10 protein-coding genes are annotated in these 8,819 nt (G+C 31.2%); 8 read left to right on the top strand and 2 right to left on the bottom strand.

From position 1 onward, the window contains the following. Positions 1–12: 12 nt before the first annotated feature. Together J2S15_RS02195 and J2S15_RS02190 are read right to left on the bottom strand one after the other, a co-directional pair. Positions 13–435 carry an ImmA/IrrE family metallo-endopeptidase gene (locus tag J2S15_RS02195; protein WP_307405047.1) on the bottom strand — a complete coding sequence of 141 codons (423 nt, stop codon included), beginning with the start codon at positions 433–435 and terminating at the stop codon, positions 13–15. Between the two features lie 19 nt (positions 436–454). After that, entirely contained in the window at positions 455–925 is a 471-nt protein-coding gene (locus J2S15_RS02190) for a helix-turn-helix domain-containing protein (protein WP_307405045.1), read from the bottom strand. Positions 926–1,333: 408 nt separating this feature from the next. Between J2S15_RS02190 and J2S15_RS02185 the strand changes: the two genes are divergently transcribed. The 8 genes from J2S15_RS02185 (at position 1,334) to J2S15_RS02150 (ending at position 8,817) form a co-directional block, all read left to right on the top strand. Further along, positions 1,334–1,603 (top strand): 3D domain-containing protein, encoded by a 270-nt coding sequence (locus J2S15_RS02185; RefSeq protein ID WP_307405043.1) that lies wholly within the window; start codon positions 1,334–1,336, stop codon positions 1,601–1,603. Positions 1,604–1,637: 34 nt separating this feature from the next. Further along, on the top strand, positions 1,638–2,093 hold the full coding sequence (locus J2S15_RS02180; protein ID WP_307405041.1) for an RNA polymerase sigma factor sigma-70 region 4 domain-containing protein: 456 nt from the start codon (positions 1,638–1,640) through the stop codon (positions 2,091–2,093). A gap of 285 nt (positions 2,094–2,378) precedes the next feature. Next, positions 2,379–3,002, top strand: a complete 624-nt coding sequence (locus J2S15_RS02175; RefSeq protein ID WP_307405039.1) for a major tail protein — start codon at positions 2,379–2,381, stop codon at positions 3,000–3,002. 1 nt (position 3,003) lies between these two features. Beyond that, positions 3,004–3,324: a hypothetical protein gene (locus J2S15_RS02170; protein WP_307405037.1), complete on the top strand. Its 321-nt coding sequence runs from the start codon at positions 3,004–3,006 to the stop codon at positions 3,322–3,324. Between the two features lie 123 nt (positions 3,325–3,447). Continuing rightward, positions 3,448–4,761, top strand: coding sequence for a phage tail protein (locus J2S15_RS02165; protein ID WP_307405035.1), 1,314 nt, complete (start codon positions 3,448–3,450; stop codon positions 4,759–4,761). Continuing rightward, positions 4,761–5,429: a hypothetical protein gene (locus J2S15_RS02160; protein WP_307405033.1), complete on the top strand. Its 669-nt coding sequence runs from the start codon at positions 4,761–4,763 to the stop codon at positions 5,427–5,429. The genes J2S15_RS02165 and J2S15_RS02160 overlap by 1 nt, the downstream gene beginning before the upstream one ends. After that, positions 5,426–7,462: a phage tail spike protein gene (locus J2S15_RS02155; RefSeq protein ID WP_307405031.1), complete on the top strand. Its 2,037-nt coding sequence runs from the start codon at positions 5,426–5,428 to the stop codon at positions 7,460–7,462. Before J2S15_RS02160 ends, J2S15_RS02155 begins: the two co-directional genes overlap by 4 nt. Continuing rightward, positions 7,462–8,817: a pyocin knob domain-containing protein gene (locus J2S15_RS02150; protein WP_307405029.1), complete on the top strand. Its 1,356-nt coding sequence runs from the start codon at positions 7,462–7,464 to the stop codon at positions 8,815–8,817. Before J2S15_RS02155 ends, J2S15_RS02150 begins: the two co-directional genes overlap by 1 nt. Positions 8,818–8,819: the final 2 nt, after the last annotated feature.

Here is an 8,819-nt window from a genome sequence, read left to right as displayed (position 1 = left end):
CAATATTGTCTGCTAACTCTCCTTTTGTGTTATATACCATTCAATGAACTTAAAAGCAATCTGTTCTGGAACGCCTTTATTTAATAGTGAACTTACTACATTTACCTCTTCTAAAATATCATTCTCTAAAAGTTTCAAGCATGCAAACATATTGGCCTCAACTTCAAGTTTGTTTCGATGACCAAGCTGTGTATATGAAAAAGCTAGTGAATCATTACTATGCATAATATAATGGCCGATTTCATGAAGAACTACAAATTTTCTATAGTTTCGTGGTAAATGCTTTCGCACAATAATTTTGTCATTACATAAAAAACCATCTTCTCCATTTTCCAACTGTAATGTAGAATATACTCGAATATTATGTTCTAAAAGAAATTCTTTTATGCTGTAACCTTCCATTTCTTTCAATGCATCTTTGATTTTTTTATTCAAACTGCACACCCCTTCCTAATTAATTGTCTAACTCAGTATAGTCAATCTCTTCCATGTCTTCTATTTCCATTTTAGTAAACCGAACAATTTTGTTTGCAAGTTTAATTAATTGTTCATCACTCATTTTCTTAGGATCATAGCCAATGTTAGATGCGAAAACAGGTTGTTCAAGAATGAATTTCAATGCATCTGTGGGATTGGCAAATTGAGTATTACTCTCAGTATTCTCACTTGCAAAGTTGGCAGCATAACTTGCATTAGCAATTACTGTATCTCTATTTAACCCTAATACCTTACATATATCATGTAAGGTTTCCATATCTACTCTAGAATTTCCATCTTCATAGCGTTTTAACGTACTCTTTGTTTTCTTTCCATCGATATACTCACTAAGTTTATCGAAACTCATGTTTAATTCTTCTCTACGAGTTTTCAGTATTTTTCCGATTTCCTGATATAGCAACATATCTATTTTTTCTGATTTTATCATAAGTGCCTCCACCTGGTAATTCTATTATATCATAAAAACGGCACAATTATAATAATGTTCCAAATTTATGGAACATTATATTGAAAAGTGATATTCTCTACGATATACTAAAAGTGTGCCACAAAAAAGGAACACAATATAAAGTGGATATTTTTTACTAGTAAATATTTATATTTATTTTGTGCCATAAAAAAGGAACGAAGGAAGGAGTGCAGAATGCGAAATAAAAGGAAGTGTTTAACTAAATTGATAGTGTTAACAAGTATGGTTTGTTTAGGTGGAGTAGAAATAACACCATCATTATGTCAAAAGACAGACAATAAAAATCTAAACTTTTATAATCAAGATAAATGAACTAGAAAAGAGAATAAAAGTAAGAATCAAAAAGAAGAATCTAATTGGATAAGTTTGGGTGCTTTTAAAATCACCTATTACTGGGAAGGAGAAGATGAGTGGGGTGCAATGACGGCAACAGGTGTAATTGCCCAAGAGGGAAGAACAATCGCTGTAGACCCTTCTATTATCCCCTATGGAAGTGAAATAATGATTGATGGTTACGTTTATGTTGCTGAGGATTGTGGTGGTGCAGTAAAAGGTAATGTGATTGATATATTTGTAAATGAACCAAGACAGGAAATGTATTATAGAGAAATTTATATGAAGGAAGATGAAAAATAATATTATATAGTAAGTGCATAAATGGAGGTAAGGAATGAAAGAGACATTAAACGCAAATTTAAAATTGAATCAATTAAAATCAGATTTGATATCATATGGAAATTATTTAAAAATGATTGATAATATAAATGAAGAATTATTTAGAATTAGAGAAGATATTGAAGATTGTTATACAGCATCAGGGATAGCTTATGACAAACCTATATCAAACAAAAGTACACAATACTCTCGTATTAATTCATTATTGGCAGACGAGAGTGAACTTATAACACAAAGAAAGAATATGCTGAAGCGGTTAGATGAGTTAGGGTTAAAGGATGCTGTAGATGATTTAGAAGCAGAAGAAAAAGAAATGATTGAGTTAAAGTATTTCTGCAACTACTCATTTCAACATATTTCATTAACGACACCTAACTCAATTAAACGAATACGAACAATTACAGATCGATCATTATCTAAATTATTTAACAAGGTACACACGTGCCCTTGAAATATCCGTTATAATGAAGAAGGAGAAAAAGATAACTCATTACACAACGAAGTGTTCTGATGATTTAACTCCATAATAAATACAACAACTAAGCAAGAACTAAATCGTTCTTGCTTTTTGTTTGAGATAACAAAAGTTGTATTAAGAATTAAAAAGGAAGGTGATGCGATTGTATAACTGAAGATAAAGATAGAAGTGTATTACGAACAAAAGTAGTCATGAACAAGCATGATGAAAGACATTATTAATCAATGATTAACAAGAAAAGAAAGGATGGTATTAAAAATGTCAATTGAAAACAAAAGACCACAAATTAAAGAAACAGTAGGAGCGCAATATGTATGCTTTGCACAGAGCAATCCTGAAGGAGTATACGAATCAGTATATGAGGAAAAGGTAGAAAAAACAGAAGTTGTAAAAAGTGTAAGTGTTACTGAAAATGCAACAAGTACAAAAGTAAGAGCAAGTGGAAAAGATTATGATGTAGTGTCTATTTTAGCGTCAACCGATATTAGTGTTGAAGTTGTCGCTTTCCCTGCAGAAACACTTGCAAAAATGAGAGGCGATGTAATTGAAGATAATGGATTAATCATTAGTGGTGGTAACAAGGAACGTCCTTACTTTGCTTATGGTAAAGTAGTCGTACTAAAAAATGGTCACTATCGTTTTGAATGGTATCCTAAATGTAAATTAACTGCCAACACAGATGATGTGACTACAAGTGATGTAGAATTTGCTGAACAAAATGATACATTTACAATCTCTGCTATGGCATTCAATGACAATGGAGATAATCGTACAAAAGTAGAAACAGAATTCAAACTGCCTGAAGGATTAACTGAAGATAAATTCTTTAGCAAACCAATTCTAACACCAGAAGACTTAATGTCTGTATTAGCTGGTGAATAAGATGAAGGATATTACTTTATCAAATGGTGAAACAATTGATATAAGTATCAATTGGCTTACACTAAAGTTGTTGAATGATTATGGATTAGAAAAATTAAATAAAAAAATGCAGGAAGATCAAAATCAAATAGAAGCGGCAGGTGTTTTGATCCACGCAATTTTACAGTCAAATGGACAAAAGGTATCAGTAGAAGATGCATTATCGTTAATTGATATAAATGATGATACAATTTTTGTAATATTTGAAATATTCAAAGAAAAAATGGAAGGTTTCAAAAAAAAACAGGAAAGTCGCAAGAGTCTAACGAAGTTAACGAAATAAAGTGGGCAGAGTTATTATATTCTGCTCTTTTAATTGGCTTGAGTGAAGATGCATTTTGGAGAATGGATCCAATTCTATTTAACGAAATGATTATCTATCATATAAAGCTGGAAAGGAGTAAGTATGTCAAGTAATGTTAAAGATATTGCGGAGCAATTAGGTAAATCAAGTGAACATATTGATAAGGTAAAAACAAAATTTGATGAAGTCTCTAAATCTATTGGTAGTACAATAGACACATTAAAAGAAGTCTATGAGAATGTAATGTTAATTGGTACAGGATTTACAGATTTAGAATCATTTTTCACAAATTTTGCTGCACCAATGACTGAAATTGTATTTAGCTTAGGTGAAGCTATGGGAAGTTTCTCAACGTTATTAACCCAGTTTCCTGAGACATTAAAGGTATTACAAACAAGTTTTACTGGATTATCAGGTTCGCTTACTGGTGTATTAGCACCAATACTAGCAGTAATTGCAGTAATAGCTTTAGTTGCTTTAGCAATTGCAGATTTATGGGAAAATAATGAAACATTCCGTGAAGCAGTTACTGAAGCGTGGAATGGAATAAGTGAAACACTTACGACTCTGTGGGATACAACACTAGAACCGATTTTTACAAATCTTACAAACGTATTCACAGATATTTGGGAAAACGGAATTCAACCATTATGGAATTCATGGACTTCATTTGTAGGTGATATTATTCTTCAAATGATTACCTTATGGGAAACTATCAAACCAATAGTAGATTGGTTAATTAAAACTTTTGGTCCAATCTTAGCAGAGGTGTTTAATACTTTTTCAAATTCTTTTGGAAGAGTGTTTAGTGGACTCTTAAGAACATTTGGTGGTGTATTTGATGGGATTAAAAGTATTGTAGCTGGAGCAGTAGAAATATTTAAAGGAGTAATCGAGTTTATCAGTGGTGTTTTTACTGGTGACTGGGATCGTGCCTGGGAAGGGGTAAAAGGTATTTTCAGTGGTATTATCAACACGCTTGAAGGTATATTTAAAACTCCAATTAATGCAGTTATTGGAATTATGAATTCTGCAATTGATGGATTAAATGAATTAATAAAAGGGCTTAATAAAATAAAATTTGATGTTCCAGATTGGATACCAGTAATTGGTGGAAAATCATTTGGGTTCAATATTCCAAAATTAGATAATATCACACCTTTAGCTAAAGGTGGACAATTGATGAGTGGTATTGCTATGGTAGGAGAAGCAGGACCAGAATTATTATTACAACAGGGAAATAGAACAACTGTAGCTCCATTAACAACTGGTGGAGGAGCTAACCCAATCGATATCATTGACTATAATAAAATGGCAGAAGCGAACATAAAAGCTTTTAAATATTTGTGTATTAAATTAAATGATGAAGAAGTAGGGAAATTTGTTGATAGTAGATTATTAGAGGCGGTGATGTAATGTTTAAATTTAAAGAAATAACAAATAAAGCAATGAGCATCCTGCCAATTGAAGAAAATTTTCATACAAGAGCTACGAAACGCTACAATGAAATTCAAGTTGAAGGTAGAGATGGCTCAATATTTGAAGAAACAGGATACAACAATGTTGTATCGTCTTTGGAATTACAAGTCTTAGATATAAATAGAAGAGATGAAATTTTGGAATGGTTATCAGGTAGTGGTGACTTAGAATACAATGGAAGAATTGCTAAGATTGTTATTTATGATGAAGTTTCCATTGTTAGAAGTGAATCAATATACATGGCAGTTGTTAATTACATTAGATCACCTTTTTGGTATACTGCGAAAGATCAGTATATTTGTGTAAAAGACAGCATTCATAATTTAGGTAATGTTTATTCAGAACCTCTTCTATTAATAAAAGGAAAGGATGGAGAAAAAGCCGATATTACGATTGGAAATATACGTTTTCAATATGTATTTGATTCGGATGGAGTAGTAGAAATTGACAGTGAAGAAAAAAAAGAATATTTCAATGGGAAATCTAAATCTAAAAATATTGTGATTGGTTTTCAGTATCCGAAGTTATGTCCAGGACCAAATCCTGTAGTTGTACATTCTGGAAATGTTGAAATAAAAGTAAAACGAAAGGATCGATGGCTATGATAAAAGTATATGATGCTAGAGAACAATCATTCAATTCAAATGGATTAGGTAGTGTTTTACCATTGAAATGTATAGAGAGTAAAAGTCAATCTTTAAATGGATGGAGCATTGAAGTAGAAACATCTATAGAATATTCATCTATCTTAATAAAAGATAATATTATTACCGTAGAAACCAAGGAGAAAGGTATTCAACCTTTTCGAATTGGTAATCCTAGTTATACGAATAAAAGAATTTCATTTGTAGCAAATCATATTGTATTCGATTCAGAAAAGTATTTGTTGGATTCGGTGACCCCTAAAAATTTAACAGCTGCAGTGTTTTTAAACTGGATAAATTTTAGAACCGATATCACAAGTCCTTTTATAGTAGATAGTGATATTGAAAAGATTACAGCAACTAGTGAGTTTACTTGTGTATCGTATCTTGAAGCACTAGAGGAAACGGAGAAACTTTTTGGTGGTGTATATGACATAGATGGATTTAAAATCAATCTTAAACAAAAAGTTGGAAAAGACAATGGAGTATCCATTGCATATGGTAAAAATCTTCAATCAATGAGAATTGTAGAGGATTGGAGTACTGTTTGTACAAAGTTGCTTCCTGTAGGTCCAGATGATTTAAAACTAACAGATCAATATGTCTATGCAGATATTCAATATGAAACTCCATATACAAGATCGGTATCATTTTCAATAGATAAGAAGACGGAAAGTGGTGCTGATAAAACAATTCAACAAATGCGTACAGAGTTACTTCAAAAGGCAAAAGACTATTTGAATGAAAGTAAGGTTCCAAAAGTAAACTATGAGATTGAATCAAATATTGAACAATCATTAGGAATTGGTGACACAATTAGTGTAAAACATCCACTTGTAGATTTAAAAACCAAAGTTATTTCCTATACCTATGATGTTTTAACCAGACGAGTAAAGACTTTAGCATTTGGAAACTATGTAAGAGATGTGAAAACAGTATTTCAAGATCTTAAAAATAATATTAAAGAAGCAGTTGAAAAAGCAGATCAGAATTATGAAGTAGTACAACATCAAACAGACATAATTAATAATCTTAACAAACTAGGTAATGTTTATATTGATGATAGCGAAATATTAATCTTAGATAAATTACCTAAAGAAAGTGCAAAAAATGTTTGGAGAATTGGTTTGGGAGGATTTGGATTCTCTAAAAATGGATATAAAGGACCTTTTGATGTAGCAATTACTCAAGATGGTGCAATAAATGGTAATTTCATTAGTGCAGGTGTAATAAAAGGTATCGAACTCAGCGGAAACACAATTACTGGTGGTAAAATCAAAGGTTCAACGATAGAAGGAAATACGATTTCGGGAGGTACTATAAAAGGAGCATTAGTCGATGGTAATACTATAACAGGAGGAAATATCACAGGTACTAAAATTACTGGTTCTACAATAAATGGAGGAAACATAACAGGATCTACAATAGACGTAGATAAATCTATATCTATTGGAGAAGCATTATATTTAACAAATTCGACAGGAGCAGTGAAAAGGCATATCTATTTAAGTGATGAAGCTTATTTAAGAGTTGATGATTTAGATGGATCAGTTCAAATGATTATTAATTTCAGTAGAAATAAACAACAAAACGCATTTATTTTGTTTAATGATTTTGGAATAACTAATCTATGGGCTAGAAAACAAGTATCATTGTCAGCCCCTGTAATTATGGCATCTACGCCTATTACAGTTGGATCTGATATTAGATTGAAAGAAAATATAAATGCAATTGATATAAGTGATTTGGTTGAACGAATTAAAGTGAAAAGATTTGATTATATAAATGGTGCAGAATATCAAGTAGGGGTAATTGCACAGGATTTACTTGGAGACAAATATAAAGATTACTTAATAAGTGAACTAAGTACAGATGGTATATCTGAATCAAGATATTCTGTTGATTATAATGTTATTTTAATGGCATGTGTTCAACAGATTCAAAAATTAAATAAAAAAGTAAATGAATTAGAAAAGAAAGACGGTGATAAATAATGATTCATTGTACATTAACGCAAAATAAGTTGAGGGTAGAACAAGATACAGATGTTCTACCTTTTCAATATAGTAATAATATAAATATTCAATTCATAAAGGACAGCACATATGAAAACTATGTAGTTACGCCATATTATGCATGGGTACCTACAAAAAGTATTTCTCCAAGAAAACTAGATGCATTTGCATTACCTTTAAAGGATGGAGTATTTACATTACCAATGAATGCATTCGTTAAGGATGGTTATTTAGGAATTGCGTTTTCATTAACAGATGGTAATGAGGTTTTACAAACTGATCCAGTATATTTAGCAGTTCAATCAAGTGTAGGTTCTAATAATATCTTACCTGAAAATGATAGTTGGCAATTAGTTGTAATCGATACAGTAAACTCATATATTGAACTAAATGTTAACGATAAATTACAAGCTTTAATTAAAGAAGTAGCAAAGCTTGATGAAAACTCTGCAGAGCTACAAAAAGAAGTTAATGAATTAATTGATAAAGTAAATAAAATGTTAGAGGATGGAGAATTTATTCCAGAACATAAATGGGAAAATACTTTTTTACATTTCAAGAACCCTGATGGTTCTTGGGATAATGGTGTAAATCTAAAAGGGCCTAGTGGAGTGTATTTTGGAAATGATATACCTCCAGAAGATGGTGAATATAATGTCTGGGTTTTACCAGATGGAACTCCTGATTTTGAAATTTATGCAGATCAGGTAAAAACAGAAGATGGAAGTAATGTTCAGGAGAAAATAGATAACACATTTAGTTTAGGAGTCGATCAAAATGGAATACCAAATGAACAAGACCAGTATGGAATGATAAAAAAAGAGAATATTGATGTTTATACGATTGAACAATCGGGTATGTATTTAATTTATGGTACTGAGCAATTAAACACACCATATGTGAGTGGTTGGTATTTAGATGTAAAAATAATGAGTAATACTTATAAGAAACTAATTGCATATCGAACAAGTACTGAGGAAATATACGAATGTACTTGTAACAATGGAACATGGAAAGGTTGGAAATTAATAGCAGGCAGAGTAACGTTGTGGACTGGAACTTATACAGGCGATACTACTCTCAAAATCAGTGATAATTTAGATATATATGGTGGTTTGATGTTTGCAGGAAGTGGAAACAATCCACTTCTAGTGAGTGGTCCACTTTTGCAACAGACTGAAAGAGTGAACACGCAGTATAATTATGCAGGACCATTGAGATTTTATACATATACTAATGAAACTAATAAAAATACCATTTATATACCAACAAGTTTATTAAACTCGGTTGTTAATGGACAAAGTATTACAAAAATTTGGGGAATACCACAATAAGG

The sequence above is a fragment of the Breznakia pachnodae genome, from assembly GCF_030814225.1.
GTDB lineage: Bacteria > Bacillota_I > Bacilli_A > Erysipelotrichales > Erysipelotrichaceae > Breznakia > Breznakia pachnodae.
Note: the sequence above shows the minus strand (reverse complement) of the source record. Positions and strands in the feature narration are given on the sequence as shown.